This is a genomic window from Rhodoferax sp. (assembly GCF_028688795.1).
In the GTDB taxonomy this organism is placed as follows: domain Bacteria; phylum Pseudomonadota; class Gammaproteobacteria; order Burkholderiales; family Burkholderiaceae_C; genus Rhodoferax.
The window spans coordinates 1-14,073 of the sequence record NZ_JAQTXM010000032.1; the positions used below are offsets into that span (position 1 = coordinate 1).

At 58.7% G+C, this 14,073-nt stretch carries 13 protein-coding genes; 9 read left to right on the forward strand and 4 right to left on the reverse strand.

The features are described from left to right. Positions 1-120 precede the first annotated feature (120 nt). The 3 genes from lgt to PHQ58_RS19135 form a co-directional block, all read right to left on the reverse strand. Complete coding sequence (gene lgt, locus PHQ58_RS19125; protein ID WP_300114295.1) at positions 121-933, reverse strand: prolipoprotein diacylglyceryl transferase; 813 nt, start codon at positions 931-933, stop codon at positions 121-123. Further along, positions 933-2,768 carry a dihydroxy-acid dehydratase gene (ilvD, locus tag PHQ58_RS19130; protein ID WP_300114298.1) on the reverse strand — a complete coding sequence of 612 codons (1,836 nt, stop codon included), beginning with the start codon at positions 2,766-2,768 and terminating at the stop codon, positions 933-935. Before ilvD ends, lgt begins: the two co-directional genes overlap by 1 nt. Positions 2,769-2,932: 164 nt before the next feature. Continuing rightward, the gene (locus PHQ58_RS19135; RefSeq protein ID WP_300114301.1) at positions 2,933-3,181 is read right to left on the reverse strand and encodes a TIGR04438 family Trp-rich protein; all 249 of its coding nucleotides are present in this window, start codon (positions 3,179-3,181) and stop codon (positions 2,933-2,935) included. 108 nt (positions 3,182-3,289) lie between these two features. Between PHQ58_RS19135 and PHQ58_RS19140 the strand changes: the two genes are divergently transcribed. Continuing rightward, the gene (locus PHQ58_RS19140) at positions 3,290-3,592 is read left to right on the forward strand and encodes a c-type cytochrome (protein ID WP_300114305.1); all 303 of its coding nucleotides are present in this window, start codon (positions 3,290-3,292) and stop codon (positions 3,590-3,592) included. Between the two features lie 131 nt (positions 3,593-3,723). On the opposite strand, the gene acs is transcribed toward PHQ58_RS19140, so the two are convergent. Further along, positions 3,724-5,721, reverse strand: a complete 1,998-nt coding sequence (acs, locus tag PHQ58_RS19145) for an acetate--CoA ligase (RefSeq protein ID WP_300114308.1) — start codon at positions 5,719-5,721, stop codon at positions 3,724-3,726. A 132-nt stretch (positions 5,722-5,853) separates the two neighbouring features. Between acs and PHQ58_RS19150 the strand changes: the two genes are divergently transcribed. The 8 genes from PHQ58_RS19150 to PHQ58_RS19185 all read left to right on the forward strand — a co-directional run bounded on the left by PHQ58_RS19150 (position 5,854) and on the right by PHQ58_RS19185 (position 14,073). After that, on the forward strand, positions 5,854-6,453 hold the full coding sequence (locus tag PHQ58_RS19150; protein WP_300114310.1) for a YqhA family protein: 600 nt from the start codon (positions 5,854-5,856) through the stop codon (positions 6,451-6,453). A 115-nt stretch (positions 6,454-6,568) separates the two neighbouring features. Further along, entirely contained in the window at positions 6,569-9,376 is a 2,808-nt protein-coding gene (locus PHQ58_RS19155; RefSeq protein ID WP_300114348.1) for a monovalent cation/H+ antiporter subunit A, read from the forward strand. Continuing rightward, a complete protein-coding gene (locus PHQ58_RS19160; RefSeq protein ID WP_300114351.1) occupies positions 9,364-9,714 on the forward strand; it encodes a Na+/H+ antiporter subunit C in 351 nt (116 codons plus the stop codon). The genes PHQ58_RS19155 and PHQ58_RS19160 overlap by 13 nt, the downstream gene beginning before the upstream one ends. After that, complete coding sequence (locus PHQ58_RS19165) at positions 9,711-11,291, forward strand: monovalent cation/H+ antiporter subunit D (protein WP_300114354.1); 1,581 nt, start codon at positions 9,711-9,713, stop codon at positions 11,289-11,291. The genes PHQ58_RS19160 and PHQ58_RS19165 overlap by 4 nt, the downstream gene beginning before the upstream one ends. Continuing rightward, positions 11,288-11,776, forward strand: coding sequence for a Na+/H+ antiporter subunit E (locus PHQ58_RS19170; RefSeq protein WP_300114358.1), 489 nt, complete (start codon positions 11,288-11,290; stop codon positions 11,774-11,776). The genes PHQ58_RS19165 and PHQ58_RS19170 overlap by 4 nt, the downstream gene beginning before the upstream one ends. Further along, positions 11,770-12,039, forward strand: a complete 270-nt coding sequence (locus tag PHQ58_RS19175) for a K+/H+ antiporter subunit F (RefSeq protein WP_300114361.1) — start codon at positions 11,770-11,772, stop codon at positions 12,037-12,039. Before PHQ58_RS19170 ends, PHQ58_RS19175 begins: the two co-directional genes overlap by 7 nt. Further along, positions 12,036-12,401, forward strand: a complete 366-nt coding sequence (locus tag PHQ58_RS19180; protein ID WP_300114364.1) for a Na+/H+ antiporter subunit G — start codon at positions 12,036-12,038, stop codon at positions 12,399-12,401. The genes PHQ58_RS19175 and PHQ58_RS19180 overlap by 4 nt, the downstream gene beginning before the upstream one ends. Positions 12,402-12,519: 118 nt before the next feature. Continuing rightward, entirely contained in the window at positions 12,520-14,073 is a 1,554-nt protein-coding gene (locus PHQ58_RS19185) for a fumarate hydratase (RefSeq protein WP_300114367.1), read from the forward strand.

Consider the following 14,073-nt stretch of genomic DNA (forward strand, 5'->3'; position numbering starts at 1 on the left):
TCAGCTCATCCTTTTGTGCATGGCTGAGTTCGGTGAGGTCGGGCAGGGTTGGCATCAAAACCAATTCTCGCTCACTATTTCATAGCGAACTCAAATTAATCTCCATTGGGAGCTGAGTAGTTACAAATTTTTAGGCTGCAACCTGGCCCACCACCAAAGTCCAATGCCGCCCAGAATCATCGGCACACACAGCCACTGCCCCATGCTCATGCCCAAACTCAGCAGGCCGAGGTGTGCATCAGGCTCACGGAAAAATTCGGCAATGAACCTGAACAATCCATAACCAAACAAGAACGCCGCCGCCACTTGTCCGCGTGCCCTGGGTTTGCGCGCGTACAGCCATAGCAGCACGAACAGCAGCAAGCCTTCCAGCAAAAATTGGTAAATTTGCGAAGGGTGCCGTGGTAAGTCACCGGCACCACGAAACACCATGCCCCAAGGCAAATCCGGGCTGGCCACACGGCCCCACAGCTCGCCGTTAATGAAATTGCCAACGCGCCCCGCTGCCAACCCGGTTGGCACACAAGGTGCCACAAAGTCGGCCACCTGCAGCCAAGGTTTGCCGCGCGAATGAGCAAACCAGACCATCGCCACAATCACACCCAGCAAACCGCCATGAAAACTCATGCCGCCTTGCCACACGGAAAATACCTCCAGCGGGTGGGCAGCGTAATACAGCGGTTTGTAAAACAGGCAGTAGCCCAGGCGCCCGCCCAACACCACACCCATCACACCCAAAAACAGAAAGTCTTCGACATGCTGGCGGTTCCAGGCCTGGGCGCCGCGCATGGATGCGTAGGGCTCATGCCGCAAGCGCCGCGTGCCCAACCACATGAACAGGCCAAAAGCCGCCAGATAAGTCAGACCATACCAGTGCACCGCCAATGGCCCCAATTGCAGGGCCACGGGGTTAATTTCGGGATGAACCAGCATCAGTCGGCAAGCAGGGACAGATCGCGCACAGCACCTTTGTCGGCCGACATCACCAGCTTGGCATAAGCCCGCAGTGCAGCCGAGACCTTGCGTGGACGCGGTTTGGCGGGTTTCCAACCCAAGGCGTCCTGCTCGATACGGCGTCGAGCCAGCTCTTCATCGGACACCAGCACGTTGATGGACCTATTGGGAATGTCAATGCGAATGCGGTCACCCTGGCGAATCAGGCCAATGGCGCCGCCACCGGCTGCTTCTGGCGATGCGTGGCCAATCGACAAGCCCGAGGTGCCGCCCGAGAAACGGCCATCGGTCAGCAGCGCACAGGCTTTGCCCAGCCCCTTGGACTTGATGTACGACGTGGGGTAGAGCATTTCCTGCATGCCGGGGCCACCCTTAGGGCCTTCGTAGCGCACGATGACCACATCACCGGCCTTGACCTTGTCGGCCAGAATGTCAGCCACAGCTTCGTCTTGCGACTCGGTCACGTAGGCCGGGCCTTCAAATACCATCAGTGTGTCATCCACGCCGGCGGTTTTGACGACGCAGCCATTCAGGGCGATGTTGCCCACCAGCACCGCCAAACCGCCTTCTTGCGAGTAAGCGTGCGCGCCGGAGCGAATGCAGCCTTCCACACGGTCAATGTCCAGGCTGGGCCAGCGCGACTTCTGGCTGAACGCCACCTGCGAGGGCACGCCCGCAGGGCCCGCCTTGTAAAAGGTTTGCACCTCGGGGCTGGGGTTGCGCGCGATGTCCCACTGGTCAAGCGCATCTTTCAGGGTTTTGGTATGCACCGTGGGCACGTCAGTGTGCAGCTTGCCAACGCGGTCAAGCTCACCCAGGATGGCCATGATGCCGCCCGCGCGGTGCACGTCTTCGATGTGGTACTTGGGTGTGTTGGGGGCCACCTTGCAAAGCTGCGGCACATCGCGCGAAATGCGGTCAATGTCGGCCATGGTGAAGTCAATCTCAGCCTCTTGGGCAATCGCCAAGATATGCAAAATGGTGTTGGTCGAGCCGCCCATGGCGATGTCCAGGGTGATGGCGTTCTCGAAAGCCTTGAAACCTATGGCGCGCGGCAACACCGAAGCGTCGTCTTGCTCGTAATAGCGTTTGCACAAGTCAACGGCCACTTGCCCAGCACGCTTGAACAATTGCTCGCGATCAGCGTGCGTGGCTACCACCGTGCCATTGCCCGGCAGCGACAAGCCCAGGGCCTCGGTCAGGCAGTTCATGGAATTGGCGGTGAACATGCCTGAGCATGACCCGCAGGTGGGACAAGCCGAGCGCTCTACCTCAGCCAAGTCTTCGTCGGATACCTTGTCGTCGACCGCCATCACCATGGCATCGACCAAGTCCAGCTTGAACACGCTCAAACGGGTTTTGCCCGCTTCCATTGGGCCGCCAGACACAAAAACGACCGGGATGTTCAGGCGCATGGCAGCCATCAGCATGCCGGGGGTGATCTTGTCGCAATTGGAGATGCACACCATGGCATCCGCACAGTGGGCGTTAACCATGTATTCGACACTGTCGGCAATGATGTCGCGGCTGGGCAGCGAATACAGCATGCCGTCATGACCCATGGCGATGCCGTCGTCTACCGCAATGGTGTTGAACTCTTTGGCCACACCGCCCGCAGCCTCGATCTCGCGTGCCACCAACTGACCCAGGTCTTTCAAGTGAACGTGCCCAGGCACAAACTGGGTGAAAGAATTGACCACGGCGATGATCGGTTTTTCAAAATCGCCATCTTTCATGCCGGTGGCACGCCAAAGTGAACGGGCGCCCGCCATGTTGCGGCCGGCGGTGGTGGTTTTTGAACGGTAGACAGGCATGGTGATTGGTGCAAAGTGGGGTTAAAAACAAGGAAATAGGGCTACCGGATTATGTCCCAGAGGCCTTGAATCTTGAATGCCCGGGCTGGCGTCAAGGTGACTGGAACAGGGCCAGTTCAGGCGGCATCAATGGCCTGCTGGCAATCACACTGGCTGCCTGCGGCTTATCGTTTGCGTGTTTTCTGGAAATTGGCGTCCAATGCGTTTTTGGTGCGCTCACGGCGGGCGTCCCGGAGTTTGTCTTCGTGCGCCATGGCTTTGCGCTTGGTGTAGCCCGAGCTATCGGCCCATGCCCACCACGCCACGGCCAGGGCGAACGGCGCCAGCACCCACCACCACGACAACGCGGCCACAGGACCTGTCTCTGTGTACTTCAGCACCAACAAAATCAGCCCCAAGCCGAGCAAATACATGGTTCATTCTCCAAATCAGTCTGATCAATCGGCAAGCAGCACCAGTCAACCGTGCCGCCTACAATGACGTTAAAGCTACTCTAACCCACTTTAACGAAGGACGACACGATGAATCGCTCTCTCTTTGCATTGCTTGCTGCCGCCTCTTTTGCGGCACCGGTGCTGGCGGATCAGGCCTTGGCGCAAAGCAAAAACTGCATGGCCTGCCATGCGGTCGAAAAAAAAGTGGTGGGGCCTGCTTACAAAGATGTGGCCAAGAAATACGCTGGTCAAGACGTGGCCGCCAAACTGGCCACTAAGGTGATGAAAGGCGGCTCGGGTGTGTGGGGTGCAATCCCCATGCCCGCCAATCCACAAGTGAGCCAAGCCGACGCTGACACCTTGGTGAAGTGGGTGCTATCGATGAAATAGGCGGCACGACCGGCCAAAAAAAAGCCCGCTGTAGCGGGCTTTTTTCATGCCGGCATCGTGCCAGCATATTTATAAAAAATAAGCCGCTGGCCCTTATGAAATAAGCGCAAGCAGCTTCTATTTTTATAGCATCAGTAGGCTTGACCCAACTGACCCAGAATGGCTGGGTTTTCCAGTGTCGAGGTGTCTTGGGTGATGGTTTCACCCTTGGCCAGCGAGCGAAGCAGGCGACGCATGATCTTGCCAGAACGGGTCTTGGGCAAGTTTTCACCAAAGCGAATGTCTTTCGGCTTGGCAATGGGGCCAATTTCCTTGGCCACCCAGTCACGCAATTCTTTGGCGATTTGCTTGGCTTCGTCGCCAGTCGGCACGCCACGCTTCAGCACCACAAAGGCGCAGATGGCTTCACCGGTCAGGTCATCAGGACGGCCCACCACGGCGGCTTCTGCCACCAGGTCGGTCTTGGCCACCAAAGCTGATTCGATTTCCATGGTGCCCATGCGGTGACCCGACACGTTCAACACGTCATCAATACGGCCGGTGATGCGGAAGTAACCGCGGTCTTCACTGCGCACCGCGCCGTCGCCGGCGAGGTAGTAGGTACCACCCATTTCTGGCGGAAAGTAGCTGCTCTTGAAACGCTCAGGGTCATTCCAGATGGTGCGAATCATCGATGGCCATGGGCGCTTGATGACCAGCATGCCGCCTGAGCCGTTGGGTACGTCCTGACCCGCTTCATCCACGATGGCGGCCATGATGCCGGGCAACGGCAAGGTGCAGCTACCTGGAACCAAAGGTGTAGCACCAGGCAGTGGCGTGATCATGTGGCCACCGGTTTCGGTCTGCCAGAAGGTGTCCACAATCGGGCATTTTTCATGGCCGATGTTTTTGTAGTACCACATCCAGGCTTCTGGGTTGATGGGTTCACCCACCGAACCCAGAATGCGCAGGCTGCTCAGGTCAGAACGGTCTGGGTGCACTTTTTCGTCAGACTCAGCCGACTTGATCAGCGAGCGAATGGCAGTAGGTGCGGTGTAGAAAATGCTGCACTTGTGGCGCTCGATCATCTGCCAGAAACGGCCAGCGTTGGGGTAGGTTGGGATGCCTTCAAAAATGATTTGTGTGGCGCCAGCTGCCAGCGGGCCGTAAGCCACGTAGGCGTGACCGGTGATCCAGCCGATGTCAGCCGTGCACCAGAACACGTCGTCTGCTTTCAAGTCAAAGGTCCAGTCCATGGTCAACTTGGACCACAACACAAAACCACCGGTGGCGTGCTGCACGCCTTTGGGCTTGCCAGTTGAACCAGAGGTAAACAAGATGAACAACGGGTGCTCGGCACCCACCATCACCGGCGCGCATTCGGTGCTTTGACCAGCGAGTGCTTCAGTGAAGGTCACGTCACGGCCAGCCACCATGTTGCAGGCAGCGGTGGTGCGTTCAAACACAAACACCGACTTGATGGATTCACAGCCACCCAGGCCCAGGCCTTCGTCCACAATGCCTTTGAGGGGCAACTGCTTGCCACCACGCATCTGGAAGTTGGCAGTGACGACGGCCACGGCGCCCGCGTCAATGATGCGTTCTTGCAAGGCCTTGGCCGAGAAACCGCCGAACACCACGCTGTGGGTGGCGCCAATACGGGCGCAAGCTTGCATGGCCACCACGCCTTCGAGCGTCATGGGCATGTAAATCAGGACACGGTCACCCTTTTGGATGCCACGTGCCTTGAGGGCGTTGGCGAACTGGCTGACCTTGGCCAGCAATTCTTTGTAAGTTGTCTTGGTGACTTCACCACCATCAGCTTCAAAAATGACAGCGACTTTGTTCTCATTGGGCGTACCCATGTGCTTGTCAAGGCAGTTGGCTGAAGCGTTGAGTTCGCCGTCTTCAAACCACTTGTAGAACGGCGCATTCGACTCGTCCAGTGTCTTGGTGAAGGGTTTGCTCCACACCACATTTTCACGGGCCAGGCGGGCCCAGAAACCTTCAAAATCTTTTTCTGCTTCAGCGCACAAGGCGTTGTAGCCCTCCATGCCTTGAATGCGGGCCGCCTTGACGGTCGCTTCGCTGGGTGGGAACACGCGGTTTTCAACCAATGTGGATTCAACAGCAGTTTTAGGTGTAGTCACAGATAAGTCTCCTCTAGTTAAACAATGTTCGCCCAGTAATGTCATGGCTGGCACTTACATGCTACTGACTATCAAGCACTCATCACCTGCCCGGTAAACTCCCCACGTTGTTTCCATTACCGAGTACCCCCTATGTCCGAACCCATTTCAAGCCCGCGCCCTTTGCGCCCAATTCCCCGCCTGATATTTGCCAGCCGCTGGCTTCAGTTGCCGCTGTACCTTGGGTTGATTGCTGCGCAGTGTGTGTATGTCTTTCACTTCTGGGTGGAACTGGTGCATCTGCTTGAGGCCGCCTTTGGCAGCCAGACGGCACTGCAAGCGTTGATTGACGGCATTGGTTACAAGACCGATGTGCCCATCACGCACCTGAACGAGACCATCATCATGCTGGTGGTGTTGGCGCTGATCGACGTGGTGATGATCTCCAATTTGCTGATTATGGTGATTGTTGGCGGCTACGAAACCTTTGTGAGCCGTCTGAACCTGGAAGGGCACGATGACCAACCCGAGTGGCTAGACCACGTGAACGCATCAGTGCTCAAGGTCAAGTTGGCCACGGCGATCATCGGCATCAGCTCGATTCACCTGCTCAAAACCTTTATCAACGCTGCCAATTACAGCGACAAGGTGTTGATTGCGCAAACTGTCATCCACATCACATTTTTGCTTTCAGCCATTGCCATTGCCTACACCGACAAGCTGATGTCGCATGGCCCAGCGTCATCACATTGACGGCTCTACCCCAGCCGATGACGCAGGCGCTGGCGTGCGGCAATTCATCACACGCCCTGTTGGGTTAACCGGTCAGTACGCGTGCACAAATGCGTCGACGTGAAAAAATAGTCTGATGCATTTGCTTCTTGCTATCCTGATCCCATTTTTTGGCTCTGTACTGGTGGCCCTGCTGGCGCACCGCGGTCGCAGCGTGTCGGCCTGGACAACCGCAGGGACCACGGTTTTGGCGCTCGCTGTTCTTGCACCCTCGCTCATTGACAGTTTTGCCGGTAAAACAACCATTCAGCGCGTGGGCTGGATACCAAGTGCCGGACTCGACCTGAGCTTTCGCATGGATGGCTTGGGCGTGCTGTTTTCGCTGTTGATTCTGCTCATCGGCCTGCTGGTGATTTTGTATGCGCACTATTACCTGTCACCGCGCGACAGCTTGAGCAGGCTCTACACCTACCTGCTGATGTTCATGGGGTCAATGCTGGGCGTGGTGCTGTCTGAAAACCTGATCCAGTTGCTGATTTTCTGGGAGCTGACCAGCCTGTCATCTTTTATGTTGATCGCTTACTGGCGCCACCGCGAGGCCGCACGCGCAGGCGCCAAAATGGCACTGGCGATTACTGGCGCAGGGGGGCTCGCGCTGCTGGGCGGCTTTATCTTGCTGGGTGAGATGGTCGGCAGCTATGAGCTCACCACTGTGCTGGCCAGTGGCGACCTGGTTCGCGCCCACCCGCTTTACTTGCCCGCCCTGTTGCTGATTTTGCTCGGTGCGTTTACCAAATCAGCGCAGTTTCCTTTCCATTTCTGGCTGCCAAACGCCATGGCGGCGCCCACACCCGTGTCGGCCTACCTGCACTCGGCCACGATGGTGAAAGCCGGTGTTTTTTTGCTGGCCCGGCTGTTCCCAGTGCTCTCGGGCACCGATGCCTGGACCTGGTGGGTGGGTGGTGTCGGCCTAACCACTTTCTTGCTGGGTGCGGTGTTGGCCTTGTTCAAACACGACCTCAAGGGCTTACTGGCCTACTCAACCATCAGCCATCTTGGCCTGATCACCGCGCTGTTTGGCATTGGCACGCCGCTGGCGGCTGTGGCTGGTGTATTTCACATCATCAACCACGCCATTTTCAAGGCCGGCCTGTTCATGGCGGCAGGCATCATTGACCACGAATGCGGCACCCGCGACATGCGCCGTATCAATGGCCTTTGGCACTACATGCCACACACCGCCACCTTGGCCATGGTGGCCTCTGCCGCCATGGCGGGGGTGCCGTTGGCCAATGGCTTTTTGTCCAAGGAAATGTTTTTTGCCGAAGCCGTGGCGGCCAGCAGTGACCTGCGCCTGGGCTGGTTGCTGCCTGTGGTGGTCACGTTGGCGGGGATTTTTGCGGTGGCCTATTCCATACGCTTTATCCATGATGTGTTTTTTAATGGTGAGCCCATCAACCTGCCCAAAACACCGCATGAGCCACCGCGCTGGATGAAGGTGCCGGTTGAAATTTTGGTGGTAGTGGTGTTGTTGGTCGGTATCTTCCCAGCTCAAACCGTTGAGCCTTTGCTGGCCATTGCGGCAAGTGCCGTGCTGCAGGGGCCGCTGCCCGTGCACAACCTGGCTATTTGGCACGGCTTCAGTCCGGCACTGTGGATGAGCATCATCGCCTTGGGTGGCGGTGCCGTACTTTACTGGGGCCGCAAACCGCTGTTTGCCCTGCATGACCGGCTGGACGAGCGTTTGCAGGGCCGGCTGATATTTGATGCCGGTTTGAATGCCGTGTTGGCCGTTGCCCGGCGCATCACCTATTGGCTTGACACCGGCTCTCTGCAGCGTCAGTTGATGCTGTTTGTGCTTTGCGCACTGGTCCTCGGTGGTGCTGGTTTGACACTGGTAGCCGCCCCGTTGACAGGCACGCGCACCCTGCTGCCAGTTGATCTGGTCAGCCTGACCGCTGCTGTGGCCCTGGTGTTGGCCACGCTGGCGGCCACAGTGATGCATCGTCAGCGACTCACTGCGCTGATCTTGACCGGCGCGGTGGGCTTGATCGTGGCGCTGGTGTTTGTCAAGTTTTCTGCGCCTGACTTGGCACTGACGCAGCTGTCAGTGGAGGTGGTCACGGTTATCTTGCTGCTGCTGGCGCTGTACTTTTTGCCAGCCCACACACCACGCGAGTCGGGTGCAGCAAGGCGTTGGCGTGATGCCGGCATTGGCCTGCTGGCGGGTGGCGGGGCCGCAGCAATGGCCTGGGCGGTGCTGACGCGTTCCAGTGACAACATTGCCGGCTTTTTCATTCAAAACAGCGTGCCCGGCGGCGGCGGGCACAACGTGGTGAACGTGATTCTGGTTGATTTCCGCGGCTTTGACACCTTTGGTGAAATCACCGTGCTGGCACTGGCGGGCTTGGGTATTTTTGCCCTGCTGGGCGAATTGCAATTGCCAGGCCCGACGAAAGATGCCAACGGACGCGCCTGGAACTTTGACACCCATCCCATGATTCTGGCCACCTTTGCCCGGCTCTTGCTGCCACTTGCCTTGCTGGTGTCGGTGTTCATCTTTTTGCGCGGCCACAACCTGCCGGGCGGTGGCTTCATTGCCGGCCTGATCACCGCCATTGCCCTGATCATGCAATACCTGGCCAACGGCGTTATCTGGACGCATGCGCGATTGCCAGAGCGCACGCAACCCGTAATTGCAGCAGGCTTGCTCATCGCGCTGCTGACCGGGCTGGCAAGCTGGTTGTTTGGTCGCCCGTTCCTGACCTCAACGTTCGGGCATGTCAACTGGCCGCTGGTGGGTGAATTTGAACTCGCCTCTGCCATGGCGTTTGATTTGGGCGTCTTTTTGGTGGTGGTGGGTGCCACCCTGCTGATTTTGATCAACCTTGGTCTGGCCCACCGCGCCAACCATGACAAGGAGGCCCAGCCATGGAAGCCCTGATTGCCCTGGCCATTGGCACCTTGACGGGCTGCGGCGTCTATTTGATCTTGCGGGCACGCACCTTTGCGGTGGTGCTTGGGCTGACATTGCTGTCGTACGGCGTCAACCTGTTTTTGTTTGCGACAGGCCGACTGGTGATTGGCCAGCCCCCCGTGATCTCGGGTGCGCTGGGTCATGCCGACCCACTGCCGCAAGCCCTGGTGCTCACCGCCATCGTGATCGGCTTTGCCATGACGGCGTTTGTCATCATGCTCAGCTTGCGCGCCCGTGACGAATTCGGCAACGACCATGTTGACGGCACAGACACCACAGTCCCAGCCAAAGGTGACGCCGCATGATGGCGCATTTGGTGATTGCCCCGATCTTGCTGCCGTTCGTCTCGGGGGCTTTGCTGCTGGCCATGGGTCGGCTTTCCCTTCCTACCCAACGCTGGGTGGCAGTGGGTTCCGTGCTGGCCCAGATCGCTGCCGCCATCGCCCTGCTGGTGGCCGTCTCAAATGGCGATATTCTGGTTTACCGTTTGGGTGACTGGCCGGCGCCTTGGGGCATTGTGCTGGTGGCCGACCGGCTGGCCGCATGGATGGTGTTGATCACCACGCTGCTCGCCCTTTTTGCTGCGATTTTTGCCGGCGGCGGCGTGGATGCCCAGGGCCGTCATTTTCATGTGCTGTTCCAGATGCAATTGTTTGGCTTGGCAGGTGCCTTTTTGACCGGAGATTTATTCAACCTGTTTGTCTTCTTTGAGATTTTGTTAATCGCCTCCTACGGCTTGGCCTTGCACGGCGGTGGCGCCACACGCACCCGCGCCGGCCTGCACTATGTGGTGATGAATCTGGCGGGCTCCACCGTTTTTTTGTTCGGCGCCGGCCTCACCTACGCGGCACTGGGCAGCTTGAACCTGGCCGACCTGGCGGCCAAAGCGGCCACCCTGGCGCCCGACCAATTGGGGCTGGCACGCGCGGGTGGCTTGCTGCTGCTGCTGGTGTTTGGGCTCAAAGCGGCATTGCTGCCACTGCACTTGTGGCTGCCACGCGCCTATGTGGGCACCTCGGCCCCGGTGGCTGCGCTGTTTGCCATCATGACCAAGGTGGGCCTGTACGCCATTTTGCGTACTCACACCTTGCTTTTTGGCAACGAAGCGGGGGAGCTCGCCGATTTATTCACGCCCTGGTTGTTGCCGCTGGCGCTCACCACCATCGCCGTCGGCACACTGGGTGCCTTGGCCGCGAGCAGCCTGGCGCGACTGGCCGCCTACCTGGTGCTGGTGTCGGTGGGCACATTGCTTGCCGGCATCTCGGTGAGCACTGAAGGCATCGCCGCGGCACTTTATTACATGCCGCACAGCACCTTCACCGCTGCCTTACTGTTTTTGCTGGCGGATGCCATCAAGCGCCGCCGTCTGGTCAGTGGCGACAGTTTTGCGGTTGATGCGGACATGCCACGCCATGTGCTTTGGGGCTCGCTGTTTTTTGCGGCGGCTGTGGCCGTGGCCGGTTTGCCCCCACTGTCCGGGTTCATTGGCAAGTTTCTGATTTTGCGGGCAACGCCTGGGCAGCCGTGGGTTTGGGCCGTGATCTTGCTGGGGGCGTTGCTGAGTTTGATCGCGCTGGCACGCGCCGGTAGCCGCATCTTTTTCGCGTCCACACCCATGGCGACAGCGCCAGCAACAGCCACGACGGCGACGGTTTCGACCGCCTTAATCACGCCCACCGCTTCAATCGGGACTTCTGCAGTTTCTGACAGTGTGGCCATGCGGTCTTCTGCCAGGGAGCTATGGGCCATTGGTGGCTTGCTCGGTCTTATTCTGGCGTTAACCGTGGCAGCAGGGCCTGCGGTCGACTTTGCCCGTGCCAGCGCGCAGCAGTTGGCCAACCCCGCGCTCTACATAACTGCCGTTTTGTCAGGCAAACCATGAAGCATTGGTTACCCCACCCCCTGCTGACCCCGATCCTGGCCCTGGTCTGGCTGTTGCTCAACAACACACGGGCCCCCGGCCAAGTGGTGCTGGGCTTGCTGCTGGGCTGGGCCATTCCCCGTTTCACCCTGGCGTTTTGGCCAGACCGGGTGCGCATCTACCGCCCGTTGAGCCTGCTGCGTTTTGTTGGTGTTTTTCTGTGGGATGTGCTGGTGTCCAACGTGGCCGTGGCGCGCCTGGTGCTGGCCGGGCCCAAGGTGCTGAACCCGCTGTTTGTGTGGGTGCCCCTTGATTTATCCAACGACCTGGCGCTCAGCCTGCTGGCTAACACCATTTGCCTGACACCGGGCACCGTGTCCGCCAACTTGTCACCAGACCAGCGCCATCTGCTGGTGCACGCGCTGGATTGCACCGACCCGGACGAACTGGTGCGCACCATCAAGACGCGGTTTGAAACCCCGCTCATGGAGATTTTTGAATGCTGAGCATCGCCCTCACCCTCGCCTTTGGCCTGGTTGCCGCCGCCTTTGGCATCAGTTTTTTCAGATTGATGAAGGGCCCCAGCGCGCCAGACCGCATTTTGGCGCTGGACACCCTGTACATCAATGCCATTGCCCTGCTGGTGCTGCTGGGCATTCATTTAGCCAGCCCGCTGTATTTTGAAGCCGCATTGCTGATTGCCCTGATGGGCTTTGTTGGCACCGTGGCGCTGTGCAAGTTTTTGCTGCGCGGAGACATCATCGAATGAGCACCAGCACTGAAATTCTTTTGTCGGTGCTGGTCCTGGTGGGAGCGGCTTTCACCTTTGTCGGTTCGCTCAGCCTGCTGCGCTTCAAGGATTTTTACACCCGTCTGCATGGCCCCACCAAGGCCACCACGCTGGGGGTGGGCTGCCTGCTGGTTGCATCCTCGATTTTCTTCAGCGTGACGACTCAGGATTTAAGCCTCCATGAAATTCTGGTCACGCTGTATTTGTTCATCACCGCCCCGATTTCAGCGCACCTGCTGGCCAAGGCGGCACTGCATCTGCGCTTGCCGTCTGTGACACCACTGCCTGATGACATACCCGCGCCCGCATCTGCACCCACACACCCAGCCGAGCAAAAGTAAACCAAGCGCTCCCAGGGGCAGCGTCAGCCAGGCGTTGGGGCTGGGTGGTTAAACTTCTAGTTTGCGTTGATTCCGCGCTGATTCACCCCCATTTGCCACCACTTCGAGGACGCCTTCCATGAGCACCGCCATCCGTCAAAACGACCTGATTGAATCTGTCGCCGCAGCCCTGCAATACATTTCGTACTACCACCCCGCTGACTACATTGCGCACTTGGCTCGGGCCTATGAACGCGAACAAAGCCCGGCTGCCAAAGACGCCATTGCACAAATTCTGACCAACAGCAAGATGAGCGCCACCGGCCATCGGCCGATTTGTCAGGACACCGGTATCGTCAACGTGTTCCTCAAAGTGGGCATGGACGTGCGCTGGGAAGGTTTCACCGGCAGCCTGGACGACGCCATCAACGAAGGCGTGCGCCGCGCCTACAACTTTCCCGGCAACACGCTGCGCGCCAGTGTGGTTGCAGACCCCGAGTTTTTGCGCAAAAACACCAAAGACAACACCCCCGCCGTCATCAACACCGAAATCGTGCCCGGCAACACGGTGGAAGTCACGGTGGCAGCCAAGGGCGGCGGCAGTGAAAACAAAAGCAAGATGTACATGCTCAACCCCGGTGACTCGGTGGTGGATTGGGTGCTGAAGACCGTGCCGACCATGGGTGCCGGTTGGTGCCCACCGGGCATGCTCGGCATCGGCATTGGCGGCACCGCTGAAAAAGCCGTGCTCATGGCCAAGGAAAGCCTGATGGACAACCTTGACATGTACGAATTGCAAGCCAAGGCCGCCAGTGGTGCGGCACTGGACAAAACCGAAGAGCTGCGCCTGGAGCTGTTCAACAAGGTCAACGCGCTGGGCATTGGCGCACAAGGTCTGGGTGGCCTGACCACCGTGCTTGACGTCAAGATCAAGATGTACCCCACCCACGCCGCCAGCAAGCCGATTGCCATGATTCCCAACTGCGCGGCCACCCGCCATGCGCATTTTGTGATGGATGGCAGCGGCCCGGTTTACCTGACCCCACCCTCGCTCGACACCTGGCCCGACGTGCAGTGGGCACCTGACTACATCAAGAGCAAAAAGGTTGACCTCAACACCCTCACCCGTGAAGAAGTCGCCAGCTGGAAACCCGGCGACACCCTGCTGCTCAACGGCAAGATGCTCACCGGCCGCGATGCCGCGCACAAACGCATCAAGGACATGCTGGCAAAAGGCGAGAAGCTGCCGGTCGATTTCACCAATCGCGTGATTTATTACGTTGGCCCGGTGGACCCTGTCGGTGACGAGGCGGTAGGCCCTGCCGGCCCAACCACGGCCACTCGCATGGATGGCTTCACCGAAATGATGCTGGCCGAGACCGGCCTGATCGCCATGATCGGCAAATCCGAGCGTGGCCCGGTCGCCATTGAAGCCATCAAAAAACACAAGAGCGCCTATTTGATGGCGGTAGGCGGCGCCGCTTACCTGGTCAGCAAAGCCATCAAGACTGCCAAGGTACTGGGCTTTGCCGATCTGGGCATGGAAGCCATTTACGAATTCGACGTGGTTGACATGCCAGTGACCGTGGCAGTCGACGCCCAAGGCATCAGTGTGCACAACACGGGCCCGGCCGAGTGGCAGCAACGCATTGCCAGCGGCGAATTCAAGGGCATTGCCGTCTCAGGCCAGTGA